Annotated in this window: 21 protein-coding genes and 1 pseudogene; 6 read left to right on the top strand and 16 right to left on the bottom strand. The window is 36.6% G+C overall.

Translation table 11 applies throughout. From position 1 onward, the window contains the following. Positions 1-348: pseudogene (locus tag IQ215_RS01835) on the bottom strand (hypothetical protein); the annotation flags it as partial. A 230-nt stretch (positions 349-578) separates the two neighbouring features. Between IQ215_RS01835 and thiS the strand changes: the two are divergent. Next, complete coding sequence (thiS, locus tag IQ215_RS01830; protein WP_193799614.1) at positions 579-794, top strand: sulfur carrier protein ThiS; 216 nt, start codon at positions 579-581, stop codon at positions 792-794. Here thiS and IQ215_RS01825 read toward each other — a convergent pair. Next, positions 775-1494: a bifunctional 4-hydroxy-2-oxoglutarate aldolase/2-dehydro-3-deoxy-phosphogluconate aldolase gene (locus IQ215_RS01825; RefSeq protein ID WP_347239012.1), complete on the bottom strand. Its 720-nt coding sequence runs from the start codon at positions 1492-1494 to the stop codon at positions 775-777. The two genes, thiS and IQ215_RS01825, sit on opposite strands and share 20 nt — an antisense overlap. A gap of 90 nt (positions 1495-1584) precedes the next feature. On the opposite strand from IQ215_RS01825, the gene IQ215_RS01820 reads away from it, so the two are divergent. Beyond that, the gene (locus tag IQ215_RS01820) at positions 1585-2775 is read left to right on the top strand and encodes a glycosyltransferase (protein WP_193799613.1); all 1191 of its coding nucleotides are present in this window, start codon (positions 1585-1587) and stop codon (positions 2773-2775) included. Positions 2776-3035: 260 nt separating this feature from the next. Then, a complete protein-coding gene (locus IQ215_RS01815) occupies positions 3036-4241 on the top strand; it encodes a 4-hydroxy-3-methylbut-2-enyl diphosphate reductase (protein WP_193799612.1) in 1206 nt (401 codons plus the stop codon). A 79-nt stretch (positions 4242-4320) separates the two neighbouring features. Here IQ215_RS01815 and IQ215_RS01810 read toward each other — a convergent pair whose 3' ends face one another. The 10 genes from IQ215_RS01810 to IQ215_RS01765 all read right to left on the bottom strand — a co-directional run bounded on the left by IQ215_RS01810 (position 4321) and on the right by IQ215_RS01765 (position 11566). Continuing rightward, positions 4321-4509: a hypothetical protein gene (locus IQ215_RS01810; protein ID WP_193799611.1), complete on the bottom strand. Its 189-nt coding sequence runs from the start codon at positions 4507-4509 to the stop codon at positions 4321-4323. A 47-nt stretch (positions 4510-4556) separates the two neighbouring features. Then, positions 4557-5129, bottom strand: a complete 573-nt coding sequence (locus IQ215_RS01805; RefSeq protein ID WP_193799610.1) for a zeta toxin family protein — start codon at positions 5127-5129, stop codon at positions 4557-4559. Positions 5130-5147: 18 nt separating this feature from the next. Beyond that, positions 5148-5897, bottom strand: a complete 750-nt coding sequence (locus IQ215_RS01800; protein ID WP_193799609.1) for a PilW family protein — start codon at positions 5895-5897, stop codon at positions 5148-5150. Positions 5898-6017: 120 nt separating this feature from the next. Continuing rightward, complete coding sequence (locus tag IQ215_RS01795; RefSeq protein ID WP_193799608.1) at positions 6018-6755, bottom strand: PulJ/GspJ family protein; 738 nt, start codon at positions 6753-6755, stop codon at positions 6018-6020. A 232-nt stretch (positions 6756-6987) separates the two neighbouring features. After that, positions 6988-7236 (bottom strand): Rpn family recombination-promoting nuclease/putative transposase, encoded by a 249-nt coding sequence (locus IQ215_RS01790; RefSeq protein ID WP_193799607.1) that lies wholly within the window; start codon positions 7234-7236, stop codon positions 6988-6990. 85 nt (positions 7237-7321) lie between these two features. Further along, a complete protein-coding gene (locus IQ215_RS01785) occupies positions 7322-8104 on the bottom strand; it encodes an Rpn family recombination-promoting nuclease/putative transposase (protein ID WP_193799606.1) in 783 nt (260 codons plus the stop codon). 75 nt (positions 8105-8179) lie between these two features. Further along, the gene (locus IQ215_RS01780; protein WP_193799605.1) at positions 8180-8761 is read right to left on the bottom strand and encodes a prepilin-type N-terminal cleavage/methylation domain-containing protein; all 582 of its coding nucleotides are present in this window, start codon (positions 8759-8761) and stop codon (positions 8180-8182) included. Then, on the bottom strand, positions 8739-9242 hold the full coding sequence (locus IQ215_RS01775; RefSeq protein ID WP_193799604.1) for a type II secretion system protein: 504 nt from the start codon (positions 9240-9242) through the stop codon (positions 8739-8741). Before IQ215_RS01775 ends, IQ215_RS01780 begins: the two co-directional genes overlap by 23 nt. 35 nt (positions 9243-9277) lie before the next feature. Continuing rightward, complete coding sequence (locus IQ215_RS01770; protein ID WP_193799603.1) at positions 9278-10819, bottom strand: hypothetical protein; 1542 nt, start codon at positions 10817-10819, stop codon at positions 9278-9280. Positions 10820-11119: 300 nt separating this feature from the next. After that, positions 11120-11566 carry a hypothetical protein gene (locus tag IQ215_RS01765; protein ID WP_193799602.1) on the bottom strand — a complete coding sequence of 149 codons (447 nt, stop codon included), beginning with the start codon at positions 11564-11566 and terminating at the stop codon, positions 11120-11122. Positions 11567-11664: 98 nt separating this feature from the next. Here IQ215_RS01765 and IQ215_RS01760 point away from each other — a divergent pair, with 98 nt between their 5' ends. From IQ215_RS01760 to menB, 3 genes are read left to right on the top strand one after another with little or no spacing between them, the layout of a single operon-like run. Next, positions 11665-12441, top strand: coding sequence for an HAD family hydrolase (locus IQ215_RS01760; RefSeq protein WP_193799601.1), 777 nt, complete (start codon positions 11665-11667; stop codon positions 12439-12441). 38 nt (positions 12442-12479) lie between these two features. After that, entirely contained in the window at positions 12480-13067 is a 588-nt protein-coding gene (locus IQ215_RS01755; RefSeq protein ID WP_193799600.1) for a hypothetical protein, read from the top strand. A 5-nt stretch (positions 13068-13072) separates the two neighbouring features. Further along, entirely contained in the window at positions 13073-13906 is an 834-nt protein-coding gene (gene menB, locus IQ215_RS01750) for a 1,4-dihydroxy-2-naphthoyl-CoA synthase (RefSeq protein ID WP_193799599.1), read from the top strand. Positions 13907-13915: 9 nt separating this feature from the next. Here the strand turns inward: menB and IQ215_RS01745 are convergent, their stop codons facing one another. The 4 genes from IQ215_RS01745 to mgtE all read right to left on the bottom strand — a co-directional run bounded on the left by IQ215_RS01745 (position 13916) and on the right by mgtE (position 21550). Beyond that, positions 13916-14797, bottom strand: coding sequence for a mechanosensitive ion channel family protein (locus IQ215_RS01745; RefSeq protein ID WP_193799598.1), 882 nt, complete (start codon positions 14795-14797; stop codon positions 13916-13918). 75 nt (positions 14798-14872) lie between these two features. Beyond that, complete coding sequence (smc, locus tag IQ215_RS01740) at positions 14873-18508, bottom strand: chromosome segregation protein SMC (protein WP_193799597.1); 3636 nt, start codon at positions 18506-18508, stop codon at positions 14873-14875. 274 nt (positions 18509-18782) lie between these two features. After that, on the bottom strand, positions 18783-20069 hold the full coding sequence (locus IQ215_RS01735) for an NRAMP family divalent metal transporter (protein ID WP_193799596.1): 1287 nt from the start codon (positions 20067-20069) through the stop codon (positions 18783-18785). 83 nt (positions 20070-20152) lie between these two features. Beyond that, positions 20153-21550 (bottom strand): magnesium transporter, encoded by a 1398-nt coding sequence (gene mgtE / locus IQ215_RS01730; protein WP_193799595.1) that lies wholly within the window; start codon positions 21548-21550, stop codon positions 20153-20155. Positions 21551-21624 lie beyond the last annotated feature (74 nt).

Raw genomic sequence — 21624 nt, 5'->3', positions numbered from 1 at the left:
GGAGTTGTCGTAGGAGGGAAATGGTAGGGCATCAAAGTTGGGTATGGGAATGTTATCGATATTGTTTTCTGTGTTGTTGGGGAGGTTTAGGTTATTGAAGTTGGCAAATCTTTGGGGGGCATCAAGGTTTGGTAGTCTTGTTTGTTCAAGGGCGTTTAATTCGATAACGGTGGTTTCCCCTGATATTTCGGCGTTTTCTGATGGGGAGTTGAGGTTTAATTCTGGTAAAATAAGGCTGAAAAATGCTCCGTGGGCACTGATGGAGATGAGTAATGCCCAGTTAATTTTTTGGAGGGGTTGTTTGATTTTGTTGAGGGATGATGCTTTACGATTTGCCGTGACTACCATATTGTTTAAGCCTAATAATTCGATGGTAATATTCCTTCAGTATTTTAACGTAAATGACAAAGTAGTTAGGGGAGGGGTTGATAAATTTGATGGCTGATGGTTAAGGTTCAATAAATTGAACTAAAATTGATTTTTGAGGCTAATTCCTAATTTTATTTTCAGCTCAATTTTTGTAATGGTTGGTATGGGTTGATGTTGGGATGTAGTGTTAAGTTGGATAATTTTAAGATATGGTGCAAGAAAAAATTAATATTATGGTTAATGGTGAAAATCACCAGTTAGAAAAAAATCTGCTTTTATTGCAGTTGTTGGAGATATTAAAGTTTAATCCTCGTCTGATTGCTTTGGAGTATAATGGCGAAATTCTCCATCGTCAATATTGGGATTCTACGATGGTACAAGATGGCGATCGCCTCGAGGTGGTAACTATTGTGGGGGGAGGTTAATTTTTTGTCTTAGTTGGTAAATGCGATCGCCCATTACTTCCCATTGTTGCGCCTTGACTAAATCTAGGGGGAATAAATCCCCTGAAAGGCCAACGGCGATCGCCCCTGCTTCCAGAAAATCAATGGTTTGAGCGATGGTTACTCCCCCTGTGGGAATGAGGGGAAACCCTGCCATGGGGCCTTGTAAACTTTTAATATAACTAACTCCTCCTAAGGCTTGAATAGGGAATACCTTAACGGCTTTCGCCCCTCCATTAAAGGCGTTAATTATCTCTGTGGGGGAAAGAGTGCCTGGGGTAAAAGGAATATGATGATGATGGGCAAAGGTAATTAAATCTTGGTTAAAATGAGGGCTAAAGGCAAACTGCGCTCCCACTTTTATGGCATCTTCTAACTGTGTCATAGTCAAAATTGTACCGACTCCAATGTAACAATCTGGTAACTGTTGACGCAGGTAATGAACTAATTTTGCTGGTTGGTAGCTATTCCAAGTTATCTCAATTAATTTAATTCCAGCATCTGCCGCCGTGTGGGCCATTTTTTTTCCCAATTCCCATGTTTGCGCCCTAATAACCGCAATGAGACGATATTTTTTTAACAGAGATAACCAACAATGAAGCATTAATTTTTCAGGATTAGAATTGATTATTATTCGACAATCATTAATAATGGTTAAGCAAAATGCAAACTTTTGCATCATAAGAGAATCACTAATCAAAGTAGCACCGCAGTTTATTAATTAATTGCCATCACTTTGTCATCAATCATCAACTAACAAGGAAGGGATAGCGTGAAGATACTGGTACTAGCATGGGAATTTCCGCCGAGAATAGTAGGGGGTATCGCTCGTCATGTAGCAGAATTATATCCTGAAATTGTTAAATTAGACCATGATATACATTTAATTACCGTTGAATTTGGTAGCGCCCCTAAATATGAAAAGGTGGATGGTATTAAGGTTTATCGTGTGCCTGTCACTCCCCATGATAACTTTTTGCAGTGGGTTGAGAATATGAATCATAGTATGGAATATCAGGCCCAAAAATTAATTAATAATATGGGTACTTTTGATTTAATTCATGGTCATGATTGGTTAGTGGCTCAAAGTGCGATCGCCCTTAAACACCAATATAAAATTCCCCTCGTCGCCACCATCCACGCCACAGAATACGGCAGACATAACGGCATCCACAATCAAACCCAAGCCCACGTATTCCAACAAGAAAGTAACCTTGTCTATAACGCATGGCGAGTCATTGTCTGTAGTAGTTATATGCGTCAAGAAGTACATCAAATCTTCCATTGTCCATGGGATAAAATAGACGTCGTCTATAACGGCATCAGAGCCGAAAAAAAACAACATCCCCCCTACTTCGATAAACAACAATTCCGCCGTAAATACGCCGCCGACGACGAAAAAATAATCTACTACGTCGGTAGAATGACATATGAAAAAGGGGTACAAGTATTATTAAACGCCGCCCCCCAAATTCTCAACACCATCCAAGGGAAAGCTAAATTTATTATCATCGGAGGGGGAGACACCACCACTATGAAAACCCAAGCCAAAACATTAGGGGTATGGGAGCGATGTTACTTTACAGGATTTATGTCAGAAGAAGAACTTAACAAATTTCAAACCATCGCCGACTGTGCCGTTTTTCCTAGTTTATACGAACCCTTTGGCATTGTTGCCCTCGAAAGTTTCGCCTCCAAAGTGCCTGTGGTTGTTTCCAACTCAGGAGGATTACCCGAAGTAGTTCAACATAACCACACAGGTATCACCACCTATGCCAATGACCATAACTCCCTAGCTTGGGGTATCCTACAAATATTACAAAACCCCGAATATGCTCAAAAATTAGTTCAAAACGCTTACCAAGACTTGAAAGATAGATTTAGGTGGTGTGACTTGGCCAAACAAACTGAAGCAGTCTATACCCATATTTTAAAAGAGCGTCGCCTAGTTACTTGGGAATAAACCACCCTAATTCTTTTCAGTGACATTAGGATTTTTGGCGTTACTGATTTGATGGGCAATAGTGGTAATATTTTTAATAATCAATGGTTTTGTCAAAATATATTTCACACTGTGATTAATCAACATCACCCCATCACCTTAATACCTGCAACCTGTAGTTGATCAAACCGAAATGATGAAACAACGCCAGATTTTTTACGAGCAAAGCCCCATCAGGTTAAAATGAAAAATAAAAATCAGTATAAAAAATTAACCTGCCCATGGATACTAAAACTTTTAAACGTAACTTACAACAATCAAAAAACTATCATCGTAAAGGCTTTGGGCATCAAGAAGAAGTAGCAGGAGTTTTAAACAGTGAGTATGAAAGTAGTTTAATCAAAACCATTAGGGAAAATAATTATCAAATTACCAAAGGAGACGTTACCATTCGTTTAGCCGAAGCCTTTGGTTTTTGTTGGGGTGTAGAAAGGGCGGTAGCCATGGCCTATGAAACCCGCACCCATTTTCCCACTGAAAAAATATGGATTACCAATGAAATTATCCATAATCCCTCCGTAAATGAACGTTTACGGGAAATGAATGTAGGTTTTATTCCAGTTATGGATGGGGAAAAAGATTTTTCCGTAGTAGATACTGGAGAGGTGGTGATATTACCTGCCTTTGGTGCTAGTGTGCAGGAAATGGAGTTGTTAAATAATAAGGGTTGCACCATTGTAGATACTACTTGCCCTTGGGTATCAAAGGTATGGAATTCGGTGGAAAAGCACAAAAAACGTAGTTACACCTCCATCATTCATGGTAAGTATAACCACGAGGAAACTATCGCTACTAGCTCTTTTGCTGATACTTATTTGGTAGTATTAAACATGGATCAGGCTAATTATGTTAGTGACTATATTCTTAATGGTGGTGATAGGGAGGAATTTTTAAGTATGTTTGCAAATGCCCATTCTCAAGGATTTGATCCTGATAAAGATTTAGAAAGGGTAGGTATTGCTAACCAAACCACCATGTTAAAAACTGAAACCGAAGAAATTGGGCGTTTATTTCAACAAACTATGCTCAAAAAATATGGCCCGACGGAGTTAAATGATCATTTTATGAGTTTTAATACCATCTGTGATGCCACCCAAGAAAGGCAGGATGCCATGTTGGATTTAGTCAAAGAAAAGCTCGATTTAATGGTGGTAATAGGTGGTTTTAATTCCTCTAATACGACTCATCTACAGGAAATTGCGATCGATTACAATATTCCTTCCTATCATATAGATAGTGCCAATCGTATCGACTCTGAAAACAATATCGAGCATAAACCCCTCAAAAAAGACTTAGAAATTAAGCACCATTGGCTTCCCGAAGGTAAAATCACTGTGGGGGTTACTTCAGGCGCATCCACTCCCGATAAAGTTGTACAGGATATTATCGAGAAAATCTTTGCTCTGAAAAACGATAGTTTGAAATAAAAAAGATTATTGTCTCGCTGTCTAAAATTTTCAAACTTTAACAACCCTTTCTCCCTAGGGAGAAAGGAAAATAGGACAGTCAATCATCTTGATATTTGTCTAATAAAATTTTTATTTCACTTCCTGTATAAATCTTATTTTCCCCATTTTCAGAAATAACTACGGATTCTCCTAATTTTTGATGTTTTTCTAGAGCTTTTTTTATCGCTAAATTTATTTTTTCATCAAGTTTAACAAGAGGATTATTTATCTTTAAATTATTATCCATGTTTCATCTGATTAATTTATTTTTATCATCTTTATTTTAGTACAAAATTATAAATAATTTGTATTAAATTGTGTCCATTGACTTTGGTTTACAACAACTAAATCAGTATCTGCTGAAAATTTTGCTATTAAGGCAGTAGGAAATTGAGAGTTATCGTAAATAAACCAGTTATCGCACATGGGTAAATAGTAATTGAATAAATTATTTAAACCTCGATGATAGCGACGATAAATTATATTTTCAGGAATATTATGCCCTCCTGCTTTTACTCGTTGCTTAACTCTTGAAATTGCTAAATCTGGACTATTTAACCAAAAGAATAATAAATTAATTGTATATCCTAATTGCTTACATTCTCTAAGAAAACGAATGTAATTATGACCTGATAAAGTTGTTTCAAAAGCAAAATTTTGTTGACTACTTTTTAAATGATTGAGCCTTTTTAACATTATTTTTCCCGCCTGAATAGCGACTGATTCAGGATTAAAAGGGGATAATCCTTTGGCTATTTCATCGGCATTGACATATTCAAATACTTCTAAAAAATTAGGCATAATTTCAAAAGCAGTAGTCGTTTTTCCCGATCCATTTGCTCCACTGAACACATAAATATTAGCCATATTTTTTATTTTACTAATCTAATTCTGTCCCGCACGAGCGAAGGTGATAACATTAACATTAAGAGGATTTTCCCCAATAATATGCCCATAAAGAAAAATTCTCACCAACCGATTATTAAGGTTATCGTTGTCTAAACAAAAACGAAAACCGCCCTTACCACTGCTATTACCCCCATACACGGCAGAAGGAGAGGATAAATTTACACCTTCCTGATTACAAAATTCTGAAGGGGTTTTATCGCCTACGGGATTATCCTCATTGACACTTATCAACCCATCTGCCACAGCAATCCAATTTCCTGCCCCAGTTTCGCAAACTATCTTTCGCCTCAGCATCCCTGGTTTTAGCCATATCTGCTCACCACTACGAATATCACGATAACCATAATAAATTTTTGGTTTTTCACCACTACAGCCAGGTCTCAATTCTGTATCATCAGCAAAAGTTAATACTAAACAATATTCCGAATTAACTGCGGTAGAGGTACAATTACCACCTTTTTCAGCAGTGATAAATTTAGCTTGTTTAATATCTTCTTGTAAGTAATTAAGGGCTTTATTTAGTCCTGCCATTCTCACACTTTTTGTCTCTACTCTTTGGTTAGCACGAAGTACATTGATAAACCCACTGGTTGTTGCTGTAATAACTACGCCGCCTATCACTACGCCCGTCAATAACTCGGTGAGAGTAGTACCAGAAACAGGATTATTTTTTCGCAATTTAACGAGTAAGGCACGAAGGTTAAATGCTTTTATTTTACTGTTCATATATTGACTTACTGATTTCTGCTGTCAATATAGCTAATTAATTTTGTTTTGTGTCTTTTTTTTGGCTAATTCTGTTGGAAAATATTAATGTTATTTTGAGTAATCATAATTATAATCAGTTTAAGGTGATGCAGGTTGGTTACTTCTAGCAAAACTAAAACTATCAACGTTAAGTATAGTATTACTGTCTATGATATGACCATATAAAAATATTCGAGCGAGTCGATTTCGAGTTTCGTCGATACAAAAACGAAAACCATTTCCTGTATCTCCATAAAGAGTGGGAGTAGTGCCATTTCCCCAAGTAATTGTACCCCCATCATCACAAACGGGATCTTGAGCGTTTATTTCTAAACCATCAGCAACAGTCGTAAACTCTTCCTGCCATGCAGTTTGTTGTTCTTCTATTTCAGATGATGGTAATGTATCTCCTTTATAATCTAAAGCATTTCCGCTACCATCATACTCTTGTCTTTTCAAAATACCAGGTTTTAAGAATGTTGAAGTATCTCCACTAATATCTTTAAATCCATAATAAATTTGATTTCCGTTATCTGATTCAATTATTAAACACCTAGAATCAACATCTGTGCATTGAGAATCTGAAATTTCAGAAACTGTAACAGATACACCAGGTTTAATATCTTCTTGTATGAAGGTTAACGCTCTAGTTAAATTACTTAATTGAGTACCTTTCGATTCTACATCCCGATTGGCTCGTAATACATTGATAAAACCACTGGTAGTGGCGGTTAAAACAATACCACTAATAACCAACGCCACTAATAATTCTGTGAGGGTGATTCCTTGATCATTTGGTTGTTGTAACAGTTTGAATAAAAGTTTATAGTTTTTCATGATTTTAAATTTTGTTTTAATGGAGTTCGGATAATTTGTTGTCAATAGATTGTATCTTCGTACCCCCACCGTGTAATGAATTACACGGCTAACGATGGTTCGTTCAATAAATTGAACTAAGATATTGATATTACTAATTTGTAAGTGATCAAGCGGATTTGATATTAATGGAGTTCCCCGAATTTGCGGGGGGTTATGGGGTATTAAACCACCCAAGAGTGGAGAACTTTTATTAATTTTCCTCATTTACAGCCACTTTTTTAACTATTTCAATGTCTAATTCGAGAGCCTGGGCGATTTGTTCCGTAGTTAAGCCAAGTTTTAAAAGGCTGGGGATAGTAGATATTTTCGCCTCAACTTTGCCCTCAGCGTAGGTTTCCTGATAAAAACGAGTTTTTTTGAAGTCTGATAGGGTAAACATTTTCGCTAATTCCTCCCTTGAATAATTACTAAATTTATATAGCGTTCCCACGTGAGTCATGAAGTATGATCCCCCCTAACCCCCCTTGATAAGGGGGGAAATTATTTTCAAGTTGTCCCTTTGTTGCCCCCGATCGCACTTAGGATTAACTTTCTCCATTTCTGGCTATTTTATGAACTATTTCAATGTCTAATTCGAGAGCTTGAGCGATTTGTTCCGTAGTTAAGCCAAGTTTTAAAAGGCTGGGGATAATAGATATTTTTCCTTCAGCTTTTCCCTCAGCATAGGTTTCTTGATAAAAACGAGTTTTTTTGAAGTCTGATAGGGTAAACATTTTTGCTAATTCCTCCCTTGAATAATTACTAAATTTGTAAGTTAATATTTTCTCTAATAGTTCTATAATATCTTGGTTTTTTGTACTTGATTCCTCCGCTTGTTGAGCAATGGAAAATAGTTTTTCTACTTGGGTTTTTGCCTGAGATTGTGGAGCGATAATTAGTTTCATAATTTCTACTCCAATACTATCAGTGGTGTTTGAGTTTAATTCGTCCAGATATATGACAGTTAATTTACCTGAGTCTTTAAATTCTTGATAATAGGGCGGTAGGGATATATCTAAACTTTTTTTTGCCCACAGAACAACGGCACGGAAGTTTTGCGGTGGTTTGTATTGCCCTAAGTAAGTAAATATTTCAGTGAATAACCGATAGTATAAATTTTCGTCTTTTTGAAATTGTACCTCCACAAAATAGATAGGTTTATCATCATTGAGAGGGAGAAAAAGTCCGTCTATCCTTTTGGCGAGTTGTTTTAATTCTTGGGAGGTGAATTGATATTCTTTTGCTAATTCGGGGGATAACCCAAGCAGGGAGAATAAGCTATCGGGAAGATTTAAAAATAGTTCGTAAAAGATAGAATCGGTTTTCATAGAATGGTATTTTATGCTCTAAATAGTCTTCTAATATTTGATTTTTTTCCTCCTTGCCCTTCTTGGGTATAAAAACTACGGACTACTAACGCTAACATCGTAGCGATCGTTTTCAACGTTATAACAATTGCCATCAGAGTCAATAATACCCGTACGAATCATGCCAACAGGTGATACAACAATACATCTGGCGGTATTTTGAATTACATTACCATTAAAGTCTTTTCTGGATACCCAGATAGTTTGAGCATTTGCTGTGCCTCCCTGAAAACTATAGCTAATATTATTGGGTAAACTACCCCCCGGAGAGTCTTTGCTGATGCTAACAACACTGTCATCAATTCTTAGGTTTTCTGCCAGACAACTTACCACCCTACCACTCGGAAGAATTATTCTCGAACCAGTAATAGCAGTTGACGCAAATTGTATTTCGCAACTCCGTGATAGTCGATTGGCTGTTACTTGAGCTTCTACTAATGCGCTTCTGATTCGGCGGTGGGCTTGATTTACCTGGTCTTGGCGCCGAGAATTGATTAGGCTGGGGGTTGCCAGTGCGCTGCCGATGCCGATAATGACTAGAATGGCGATGATTTCTATTAGGGTAAAGCCTTGTTGGACATCTGTATTTTTGAATTTATTCGCAACTAAGTGCCACATCAGGTATTGCCTCCGTTGATAACTGGGTTACGGTATTATCTCCATCCTTCTGGTAACGAGGATGAGCAGAATTATATGTTACGATATGGGAAATTTGTAAAGTATTATCGTTGTCTTGATATATTCTTTGAATATCGTATGACTTTCCATTGATGGAAACGGTTTGTGTAAGTGGAAAATCAGAATTTACTTGATTCAATAGTTCCTGTCCATAGGTCGAGTTAGCACATATAGAACCATCTGGCTCATGACCATCAACCAATAAATCTAAACTAAAAGCCTGATAACGGATTAATTCTAAGTCTTGTTGTACCCAGTTAAGAGCTTCGTTTTTGTCTTGGGCTTGGACTCGGAAAAAGGTAGCGAGTACCACGGCTTGGAGTGAGCCGAGAACGAATCCTGTAACCACAAGGATGGTAACGAGGACTTCTATTAGGGTAAAGCCTGATTCATTTTTTGTTGATGAATTGGAATAATTCAAAAATAATTTATTAAAAATCATTCTATTTTTCATTTTCAGTTTCCTACCTCCCTTCTTTCCCATTGAGAGAAAGAACCTGTTAAGATTTTTTCTAGCCCTGGTATGCCAGGTATTTCACTAGAGATCACCTCCATTAGCCCTGGTTGCTCATAAAATACTGAACTATTACTAGGATTACCGATAACGTTATATGTTTTTGACCATACAGCACCATATATATTCGTGCCAGTGGGGTTTGTAAAATCACTGGTTGTATATGTAGTTCCGCTTTCAGCTAAAAGATTTGCATCGGTAACGGCATCATTTGTGTCTATTCCTGAACAGCCATTACCCCCTCCATCAATACCAATATTGGCATAAGGGGCGTGAATAAACGCCATAGTACAGGCATTTCCAGATAAAAGCCAATCCTGAGTGCCGTTGGCAGGAGGGTTGCCATAAACCCTAATTTGTCCGGGGCGTGGTGTCGCATTTGGATCAACTAATCTTAAGTCGTCATTTCCTCCTTGAATTACACCTCCTGAAATATACAGATGTACTTCGGCATTTGATTCTATTAAAATTTCACTACTATTCCAAGAACTTATTTGATAGACATAGACATCTCGAAATGTGCCGTCAGGATTTTCCATAGAAATAGGGACATCTCCACTTTCTGGAAATGTCTTGTTGCCAGAGATTGGTCCATAGTTTATGATTCCCGTTGGTGGTGGTGGAATAGGAGGTATCGTAGCACTAGCAATGGTGATATTGGTCGTACCATCGCTGTAAACATCGGTTATCTCAGAATTTGATGTTGCTTTAATGGATTCCCGTAGATCATCTGTGGTTGGTTCATCTTGTCCTGGGTTACAAGATAGAGGGCATAGCGCGGGATCTGTGCAAATAATATTAGAGGCGATCGCATCGCTCTGTTGCATATTAAATTCCGTTGCCATTAGAGCGGTTGTACCACTAACGTCCCAACTAGGTTCAACGGTGATAGGTGCCTCAATTAATAAACGAGATTGACTATTTCCATCAATGTTTGATTGTACTAATAATTGACCTTTGCCACTTAGTGAGCCACTTGGATCTTGAGTATATCGATATGCTAGTAATTTATACTCTCCTTTAGCAAAGGTGATAGAATCACTGTTTAACTTACCATCGGCATCCAAAGTTACTGTCATTAACTCATCAGCAACATCCTGAGTCGTTGTAGCACCACAAGCATTAACAATATATTGCAATGTTGTAGTTTTTTCCCATTGATTTAATGGACTACCCAAATACCCCTCTGGATCAAAAGTTTTGAGCAATAAACCTTTTTTATTTGAGCTGTTTAATTCCGCTATGATTTGAGCAATTCCAGCTTCTCCGATACTGACAGTTTGCTGTGCATATTCATCAGATGTAACGTTGGTTCTATTTCTGCTAGATGTAAAAATCATGGTGCTAGTGGCACCGATGAGCAGAACCCCTAAGGAAATGGCGATAATGAGGGTGTTTCCGGCTTCTTGGTTATGTTGACCTAATCTTTTTTTCCATAGCCATAGGAGAGATTTTAGGGGGGATTCGGGTGGTTGTTGGGACATGGATTTATTTCCTCTGTTTTATTTGCTGGTAATAGATAATAGTTTTTATTAATGATAAAGAAGGGTTAATAATTATTTAGTTTTGTGTGTGACAATTGTAATGGTAATATGTAATGTAAATTATGTGATGTTTTTTGTATAAGTAGGTATTGTCTAAAGTTATTTATAATTTATTTTTAAGATATTTTTCATATACATTCTTTATTATAACTTTGTTTTCTGTGTCAATGTAATGGGAAATTTATCTACGTAAATATACTTTAAGGGCGATCGCCCTTATTTCATATCGATTAAGTATAATTAACGAAAGAAAATATTTAAAGTTAAAAATAAAGCGGAGATAATTATTAAAATATAGGAAGTATTAAGACAAGTATTTTTTCTTTGATAAACTCGATGTAGCTTCCATAACTCCTCCTGATAATATTTAAAAATGTCCTTTTCTTGAATAACTAAATTTTCGGTATCCTGTGGTAAATCATTAAAAATAAAATATTGATGTCTATATTGAAATAATCCCACCACACAAACTATTAATAAAGCAAATAATAGACTAATTTCTAAGGACTGAAAAATAATTTTTAACACATGGTAATGATTTAAATATCCAGAAATTATTAATAACACTATCACCAAAGAAAAAATAACCATTAAATAATTATCTATTCTGGTAATTTGTTGTTTTAAATCAATCAAAGTTTCTTTCATTAAACTATTAATCAGATTGGAGTTTGTTTCTTGAATCATAATATTTAAAAATAATTTAATCACTATGGGATAATTCGTAGAAAAAAGAATGTTCTATAGAATAAAATATAATATCAACACTAAAATGAACAGAAAAAATGAATCGAATTATAGCACTAGACTTTGATGGGGTCATTTGTGATGGTATGGCGGAATATTTCCATAGCAGTAGATTAACTTATGAAATCATTTGGGAAAAAAAATTAGAAGATTTAGCATATAGTCAGGAAGTTTTTCAATATTTACGTCCTACCATTGAAACTGGATGGGAAATGCCTTTGATTTTTAGGGCAATGGACATGGAAAAAAATAAAATAAAGTTATTTAATCAATGGTCTTATTTTGTTGATGAAATCCTTAAAAAAGATTGTTTAATGAAAGAATTAATAGCTCAACAATTAGACAAAGTTAGAGAAAATGATATTAATAATAATTTAGATAAATGGTTAAATTTACATAGATTTTACCCCCATATTATCGATAGGATTAAAGATTTTATTAATGAAACTTATAAGATATATATTATAACAACAAAAGAAGGTAAATTTGCTAAACAAATATTAATTAATGGGGGAATTAATGTAGATAAAATAATCTTTTGGGGTAAAGAACAAAAAAGAAAAAAGTATGAAAGTTTACAATTAATTGTAAATCAAGAAAACGTTAAACCAACGGATATTTGTTTTATTGAAGATAGATTAGAAGCATTGGAGAGGGTAAATCAACAAGAAGACCTAGTCGGGGTAAAATTATTTTTAGCCTCTTGGGGTTATAATACAGAGGAAACCAGAGCTAGTGTTACCTCAAAATCTAGTATCAAATTGTTATCTTTAACAGATTTCACTAAAGGTGATATGGTTAATTTATTCTCTTAAACAGAATTTTACCCCAGTTAATTAGACCAATTAACCCGATGACTTACAGCACTAAAGAATTAATTGATTTTTTAGAAATGGAATTAAAGGCCACATGGAGTGGCAAAAGATTGATTTTTAACACCTCTGAAAAGCTAGATAATCCCGTTGTTTCTAAAGCTCTTGATATGGATAAAACGGGGAGAGTTTTTATTTTTCGGGATTTTCGTCGCCAAATTCATGAATATCAAGAAAAGAATAATGTTTCTGGTTTAATCAAACGAAAGATTACTTTTAAGGGAAAAAGTTTTAGTTTTCCTGAAGTATATAATCAGTTAATTGCCATTGATGGGGATAAGGATTTTTTGGTAGAGGCCAAGGCTTCGGTACTAGATTTTTGGAAAGAAGTAACGGAGGATATGAAATATTATTTATCCGAAGATAGGGAAAATGAGCTAACTTCTGAGCAGTTAGAGGAATTGTATCAAGAAGCGGAATGGGCGGAATTAGACACAGGAAAAGATGAGGTATATTTGGGTTTATGTTGGGGTAATCCTAATGAATATGTTAATCAATGGGCGCAACCTGAGTCGGGCTGTCGTCGTATAATTGCTAGTTACGATAAACCGAGTTCTATTAGTATTTAAAAATAATGAATTTTAATTGGGAAAAGGTCAAGGAATATCAGGATATTTTATATTTTAAACAGGGGGGAATAGCTAAAATAGTTATTAATCGTCCCCATAAACGTAATGCTTTTCGTCCACAAACGGTGTTTGAATTATATGATGCTTTTTGTGATGCGCGGGAAGATCAAAAAATTGGGGTAATATTGTTAACGGGCGCTGGGCCTCATACCGATGGTAAGTATGCTTTTTGCTCTGGGGGCGATCAAAGTGTGCGGGGTAAGGCAGGATATGTGGGTAATGATGGTGTGCCTCGCCTGAATGTGTTAGATTTGCAACGGTTAATCCGCACTATTCCTAAGGTGGTGATTGCTTTGGTGGCAGGTTATGCCATTGGGGGTGGTCATGTTTTACATCTTATCTGTGATTTGTCCATTGCGGCGGATAATGCTGTTTTTGGGCAAACTGGGCCGAAGGTGGGTAGTTTTGATGGTGGTTTTGGGGCTAGTTATTTGGCTAGGGTTGTGGGGCAGAAGAAAGCCCGTGAAATCTGGTTTCTCTGTCGTCAGTATAATGCCCTGGAGGCGCTGGATATGGGTTTGGTGAATAAGGTTGTACCCGTTGAGCAATTGGAGGCGGAAGGCATTGATTGGGCTAAGGAAATTTTGGCAAAAAGCCCCATTGCTATTCGTTGTCTCAAGTCGGCTTTTAATGCGGATTGTGATGGACAAGCAGGGTTACAGGAGTTGGCTGGAAATGCTACTTTATTATATTATTTAACGGAGGAGGGCGCTGAGGGTAAACAGGCGTTTTTGGAAAAACGCCCACCGAATTTTGATGAGTATCCATGGTTGCCCTAGGATTTTAGTTTATCCATGGAGATTATTGGTTTTTTCTAAGCCTCTGACGGCGTAATGTTGTTCAGGAATAGAATATCCTGCTTCCCCAAAGGTTTCTCTAATTAGTTTATTGGTATCAAAATAAACTTGCCAATAATGGTCATTATTACAATAGGGGCGTACAGCTAAAACAGGCCCAGCTAAATTAAATTCTAAAATTTCTACCGTGGGGGCAGGTTCATCAATTACATTGGCAATGGTAGCAAGTTTTTGTTTTAATAAATCAATAGCCTCTTGATGATTGGTGCTGTGATTTAATTGGGCAACTAAATCTACCCGACGATAAGGGTTAGCGGAATAATTTTGGATATTATCGGCAAAAATCTTGTTATTACCAACAATGGTTTTAACGTTATCTGGGGTGTTAATGGTGGTGACAAATAAACCAATCTCATCCACTGTGCCAGTTATTCCCGCTGCGGATATAAAATCGCCCACTGCGAAGGGAGTGAATAAAATTAAGAATACCCCTGCGGCAAAGTTAGCTAAAAGCCCTCCCCAAGCTGCACCAATGGCGATACCAGCGGCGGCGAGTAGGGCGGCAAAGGAAGTGGTTTCGATGCCGAAATAGCCTAAAATGGCGACGATGAGGATGATTTTTAAGGCAACAATGATAAAGTTGCTTAAGTAGGCAATTAAGGTTATGTCAATATTTTGTCTTTTTAATAGACGAGATAATAATTTAACTCCTTTATTAATTAGCCATTGACCTACAATCCAGAGCAGAATTGCTCCTACTAATTTAATACCAAAATTGGCAAGTTGTTCTTTAACGGTTTGCAAAAAAACGTTAACTCTTTCTACTTGAATTTCGTCAACGGGCAACTGCAACAACCAAAGTTTTGTTAACATTTCGATAGCTGGTTATTTCTTTAAATGACCACTTATTTATATCACGGCAAAATAAGAAAGATACTTAAATTTTCCTTATAATTTTATTCCTAATACTTGGGTATATGCTCCCCTGGCTTGGGTTACGCCTATGGTGCGCTCGGAGGCTTCAATCATCGGACGACGTAAACTAACTACGATAAATTGAGCTAATTTTGCCTGTTGTTGAATCATTTTTGACAGTTTTTCTACATTGGCGCCATCCAAAAACATATCCACTTCATCGAAGGCATAAAAAGGAGAAGGGCGGTATCTTTGTAAGGCGAAAATAAAACTCAAGGCGGTCAAAGATTTCTCACCCCCAGACATGGAACTTAATCTTGTAACGGGTTTTCCTTTGGGATGGGCAACGAGGGTTAAACCACCATTAAAAGGATTATTTTCATCCTCCAATTTTAAATAACCATCCCCTTCAGAAAGGGTGGCAAAAATAGTTTTAAAGTTTTCATTTACTGCGGTAAAGGCTTCTTTAAATGCCCTTAATCTGAGGGTGGTAAAATTTTCTACCCGTAATAATAATTCGGTTCTTTCCCCTTCTAATGTAGCTAATTTATCGGATAATTCTTTAAGTCTTTCTTGATTTTTTTCATATTCTTCTAATGCTAACATATTAACGGGTTCAAGGGCTTCTAATCTTTTCTCTCCGTTGCGAATTTCTTTGTTAATTTGTTCTAGTTGTTCTTGTAAGTTATCAAAAACAATTTTACTGTCTTCCCCTTCTTTGTTGATCAAGTAGGGAATATCAGGTAAAGGATTGGGTAAATCTGGGGTAATTTCTGCTAATTGAGTTTTTAATTCTGTTAATTTTGTTTGGGTTTCTTGATGTTGTAATAAAAGTTTTTCTAAATTCCAGCTCAGTTGCTGCTGTTGATTTTCTAATTTTTTCAGGGCTTTTTCTTGATCATCCCTAGCTTTTTTTATGTCAGCTAATTTTTGAGCTAATGCTTGAAATTGGCTTTCATAATTAGTAATTTCTTGACCTAGTTCAATTAATTTTTGTTGATTATGTTTTTGTTCGATAATTAGTTTATCTTGGGATTGAATAATGCTATCTAATTTATCTTGATTTTGCTGAGATTTTAATGCTATATCTAAAGATTGATTCACTAAAGATTGTAATTTATTCTGAGTTTGATTAATTATTTTTTGTTGCTCTTCTAACTCTAGCTCTTGGGTTTGAATTTGTGATTGTAAATTCTGCCATTCCTGATTATCGTAACTCGATTCTAATTGCTTTAATTGAGTTTGTTTTTTTGTTAATTTAGCTTCTAAAATAGGAATAGTTTTTTCAAGGTTAGTTAATTCTTGAGTGCTTTCTACTAACTGTTGATAATTTTGTCCGTTGTCAGTAATTATTTTTTCTTTTTCTGTTTCTAAACGGCTATTTTCTTTTTGCCATTGTTCAGAATCAAGCTGTTTTTTTTGTCTATTTTGTCGGGCTTGACTAAGTTCTTCGCTAAGGGTCTTGATTTGTTGCCTTTTTTCCGTTATTTTAAGGTTAAGCTGGATAATTATGTCTTCAATTTCTTGAATACGTTTGTATAACATATCCACTTCAGCAGAATCGGTGTGGATAGCATTGCCGAAGTGAAGGGCGTTGCGTTTACTTATACTTCCCCCAGTCATGGCGCCACTGGCTTCTAATAATTCCCCGTCAAGGGTAACGATTCTTTCTTGACCGATAAAGTTACGGGCAGATTCTAGGTCAGAAAATACCATGGTATTACCGAAAACGTAGGCGAAAATAGGTCGATATTTATCTTCACAGGTGATGAGGTTAACGGCTAAATCGATGTAACCTTGGGCGTATTGGATGCCCCCTAGTTGATGGAGGCGGGGGGCTTTAATTTTGTTGAGGGGGAGAAAGGTTGCCCTACCTGCTTTTTTTTCTTTGAGCAGTTTAATCCCTGCGGCGGCGATGGAATCGTCTTCGACTACGATAAAGCCTAATCTTCCCCCTGCACAGATTTCGAGGGCGAGTTGATAGACGGTTTCTACTTGTCCTAGTTGGGCTACTAAACCGCATACTCCTGGTAAGTCAGAGTTTAATATTATTTTACTGGCGTAGGTGCCTTGGGCTTCTTGTTGGGCTTGTTTGGTGGCTTCTAGTTTATCTAGTTGTCTTTGTTTGTCTCGTTGTTCGATTAACAAACGATTTACTGTTTCTTGGTTGAGGGTGATTTCTTGCTCAAGGTTGCTGAGTTGTTGGGCTAGTTTTTGAACAGTTTTTTCTAGGGTTTGGATGTCTTGTTCAAAGTTGGCATGGGGTTGGTTATGGAGTTGGGTTTCTATGTGGGTTAGTTGTTGGTTTTGGTTTTTGATGGTGGTTTGTAGTTGTTGGCTACGGGCTTGTAATAGGGCTTTTTGGGTTAGTTGGGGGTTGAGTTGGTTTTGAATTTGGTTAATTTCTTGGTTGAGGGCGGTTTGTTGTTCTACCCATGCTTGGGATTGGGCGGCGATTTCTTGGGCGGATTGTTTTAATGTTTCAAGGTTTTTTTTAAGTTCGTTTTTTTTGGTTTCTTGGGTGGGTATTTCTTTTTTTTCTAGGTCTTCTTTTTGTTTATTTATATTAACTAATTGTTGTTCTAATTCTTGTTGATTAGTAGTTATTTTTTCTTGGTTATTGAAATTATTTTGGAATTGTTTTTCTAGTTCTTTTTGTCTTTGCTTTAATTGTTGTTTTTTGGCTTTTTGGGTAGCAAGTTTGGAGGCGATGGAAATTTGTTCTTCTTCTCCTAATGCTTTTACTTCTTGATTTAGTTCTTCTAAACGATTAAGGGCGATCGCACTTTGTTCTCTAATAAAAGTTAATTCTTTTTGTTTATTTTCTTGGTCATTTTCAATATTAATTATCTGCTGATTAAACTGTTTTTCTTGTTCTTGAAGATAACGCCAATTAATAACGATAGCCCATTCTTTTTTTTCTTGAATTTTGGCTTTTAACTTCTGATATTTTGCCGCCTTTTGGGAATCTTGTTGTAACTTTTCTCCATAGGCAGACAACTCTTGAGTAATAATATGACATTTTTCTTCCCTTTCTTTTACCGCCTCCAAAGTGGATTTAGTTTGATTAATTTTGCGGTCAAATTCTGCCACCCCAGCCAATTCATCAATGATTTCTCTTCTCTGTTTGGCATTCATGGTAATAATGCGGGTGACATCCCCCTGCAACACCACGTTATAACCTTCAGGATAGATACGTAAACGGTTTAACTGAGTTTGTAATTCTGTGGCGGTACAAGGTTGATCATTGACATAAAAAGTAGAAGCATAACTGCCTTTTTTTGTAACCCTTAAACGGCGGGTTATTTTTAATTCTGTTAAGGATTTTAAATCAATATTATTATCTTTTTCTTCTTCATTATTATCACTATTGTCTTGCTCAAAATTATCTAAATCTTCAAAATCAGACAGGTCAAAAGTAACAGAAACAATGGTTTCTAAAGTTTTATTATTACCCTTGTGGCTATTGTTAATTAAATCAGGTAATCTATCAGCGCGCATACCCTTTGAACTAGCTAAACCAAGGCAAAATAAAAGGGCATCTAAGATATTTGATTTTCCTGAACCATTAGGCCCAGAAATGACGGTAAAACCGGGTAAAAAAGGAACGGCATTGCTGCCTCCAAAAGACTTAAAGCGAGATAATTCTACTCTTTTAACATATACCATTGATCAGGATTTAGTAATTTTAATATGGTGAAAAAATATTTATTTTGCTTTTAGCAATTTAAGAACAAGTGGTTTTATGGAGATAAAGAATGGTTGAAAATTTTAGATAACAACATTGTTATTTTGGATAATAATTTTTCAAGTATTGTTGGTTTTAATTTTTGAGATTAGTTTATTTATTTTTACTTATTGAAAATTAAATATAGCAAAACAGTTGCTTATTTGATGATTAATAGTCATAAAGAAAAGCTAAAAGATGGTAGTGTCATTTTAATCATCGGTAAAAAAATTGCCAATAAAACCAAATAAGAGTAAAAGCTATTAACCATAATAAACAAAGCCAACTGAAATAACGATAAAATTTATTTGGTCTAGCGATGGCAGGGGTTGATTTTCCTGTAATTAATTTGAGGTTAAACCATCCCAAAATGGGGGCAGCAATGAAAGATAAGGCGGAAGCAAAATCAATTAAAACGGTGAAAGTTTGTCCTGCTAAAAATTGTAAAATGATAAGGGCAAGAGCAGGTATAACTAATAATGATACCCTGTAAATAATAGAGTTACTTTGGTCTTTTTCAGGGTTAGGATGATGCTCTGCCCATAAGGTAGCCATTACCCGTGGGTAAGCGTCTGTTACCGCCAAAGTAGTGCTAAACATGGTTATCAAGGCAGCGATCGCAATTATGGGGGTACTCCAAGCACCGAGGGTATTACTATAAAGCTGAATGACTTGTACAGAAAATTGAACACTATTATTAGAAAAACTTTCGCCACTACCGAACATTACTAAAGCGCCTAAAAGAAAGAATAATAAACCAATAAAACCTGCTGATAAATACCCTAAATTAAAATCAATATTTGCTTCCTTTAAAGTGGGTAAATAATGGGTTTGTTTTGCTCTTTCCCCTGTCCAAATGGAGTGCCACACCGCCGCATCAAGGGGAATAGGCATCCAGCCCATAAATGCGATGGCAAAAGTAATTCCCGCCCGATTCCAATAGGAAGGAGGAATGGCGTTAACAGACTCACTACCTACCCTTGCCCCCAATGCCATGATTACCGCTAATACCGTACAGATAGTAAGCAGAGAGATGATAAACTTCATGGTTAAATCAAGGAGCTTGTAATGACCAATGTATAACAAAACAATACATAAAGCCAAAATTACCCCACTCCACTGCACCGCAGACCAACCAAAATTGAATAATTGTTCGGCTAATCCTGCTGTTACCACGGTGACGGCGGCTTGAATAATAAACATAGTGCCGATGGTGAGGGCGATATAAGTACCATAAGCATAGTTGCCTAGATGGCGATAGCCTTTGATGAGGGTTTCCCCTGTGGCGGAGGCATAACGGGGCCCAAATTCCATGAAAGGGTATTTACTCACCACCGCTAAAATTAATAACCATAGTAAAGAAAAGCCGTATTCTGCCCCTGCGCGGGTGGCTTGTACTAGGTGAGAAACTCCGATGGCTGCCCCTGCCATTAAAATTCCAGGCCCGATGGCGAGGATTAATTTTTGATATTTGTCATTAACATTTACACTTTTTTTAACCATTTATAACGGTAATTTTATTGAGATTGGCAACGGTAGAATTTAAAGTCTAATTGTCCATTGTCCATTGTTAATTGTCAATTATTTTAAAAACCTAAAACATATCCTGCAATGCTAAAATAAATTAGTACCCCTAAAACATCTACAGCGGTGGAAATAAAGGGGCCAGACATGAGGGCAGGATCTAATTTTAGCAGTTTAAATAAGAATGGTAAACCTGAACCAGCAATGGATGCTAGGATAGAAATGGCCATTAGGCTAATACCAACGGTGACGGCAACGGTTAAGTTGCGCTGACTTTGGGGTAAGAGATAGGCCCATAATATGGTGATTAATCCTAATCCTAGTCCTAAGAGCGCCCCGGCGATCGCCTCTCGAAAGATAACTTTACCTACTCCTAAATCCTTTAATTCATCGGTGCTTAAACCACGGATTACCACGGTAGAAGATTGAGTGCCAATGTTACCACCACTGCCAATGAGAAGGGGAATAAAAGCGGCTAAGACAGTGATTCTGGTTAAAAGTTCTTCTTGTCCACCAATGATACTGCCTGTGATGGTGTTGGTGAATAATAATACTAGCAACCAAGTAACTCGACGACGGGCAACGGTGAAAAGATTGGTTTCAAAGTAGTTATCTCCATCCGATTGCACCGCACCGAGGGCGTAAATATCTTCGGTGGCTTCTTTTTCGATAATATCAATGACATCATCCACGGTGACGATACCCACTAATCGTAATTCTCTATCTACCACTGGCACGGCTAAAAAATCGTATCTTTGGACTACTTTGGCTACTTCCTCTTGATCCATATCTGTTTTAATATAGATAACGTCGGATTTCATAATCTCCCCTAGGGTTTGCTGAGGTTCGTGGGTAACTAAGTCTTTGAGGGATACTACCCCTGTTAAATGGCGAGATTCATCGGTGACATAGATATAGTATATTAGTTCTGATATAGTAGCGTGCGATCGCAACCTATTTAAAGTTTCTTCGAGGGTAATATTAGCCTTAGAGGAAGTATATTCAGGAGTCATGATTCTTCCTGCGGTGTTTTCCTCATAACCTAATAATAAATTAGTTGCCTGTCTTTCTTCGGGGCTAAGTTGGGCTAAAATACGTTTTACCACCGATGCGGGTAACTCATCAAACAATCTTGCCCTATCATCGGGAGACATTTTATCAACGATGTCTAAGACATCTTGACGTTTAAATTCTTCAATTAATGATTGTTGGGTGGTATAGTCTAAATGCTCATAAACATCGATAGCTTCAGTTTTATTGAGAAGACGAAAGGCGATTAGTTGCATCGCTTCGGGTAAATCCCCAATGGCTTCAGCAATATCCACAGGTTGCACGGGAATCAGTAAAGACTTTGCCCCTTGAAGGTTATTTGCATCTAACATCAGTTTTAATTGGGAGGCAACTAAATCCCTTAACTCATGACGAGAATCTTTGTTATTAATAATTTGATTTTCTGTCATTTTATTTTTAGTTTCCTCCTCAATTATCCAGACACGAAGACTTTATGTCATTAGAATGATAATCGATCGCTAGG

It is taken from the genome of Cyanobacterium stanieri LEGE 03274, assembly GCF_015207825.1.
In the GTDB taxonomy this organism is placed as follows: domain Bacteria; phylum Cyanobacteriota; class Cyanobacteriia; order Cyanobacteriales; family Cyanobacteriaceae; genus Cyanobacterium; species Cyanobacterium stanieri_B.
This window is presented reverse-complemented; position numbering and strand designations above follow the sequence as displayed.